1 protein-coding gene is annotated in these 225 nt (G+C 59.1%); it reads left to right on the top strand.

Annotated elements, in window-relative coordinates:
- Positions 1 to 7: 7 nt before the first annotated feature.
- On the top strand, positions 8 to 225 hold a 218-nt coding region (locus FDX22_RS12345; protein WP_255432889.1), incomplete at its 3' end, for a bifunctional 3-phenylpropionate/cinnamic acid dioxygenase ferredoxin subunit.

Consider the following 225-nt stretch of genomic DNA (forward strand, 5'->3'; position numbering starts at 1 on the left):
AGGGGATTTGCCGGAGGGTGAAGCCCTCCGGCTCGACACCTCGCCCGTCATCGCGCTGTTCAATGTTGGCGGCGAGTTTTATGCCATTAACGATCGCTGTAGCCACGGCAACGCCTCGATGTCGGAAGGTTATCTGGAAGACGATGCCACCGTGGAATGCCCGCTGCATGCGGCCAGTTTTTGTCTGAAAACCGGCAAAGCGCTATGCCTGCCAGCCACCGATCC

This window comes from Citrobacter sp. TBCS-14 (assembly GCF_005280805.1).
GTDB lineage: Bacteria > Pseudomonadota > Gammaproteobacteria > Enterobacterales > Enterobacteriaceae > Citrobacter > Citrobacter gillenii.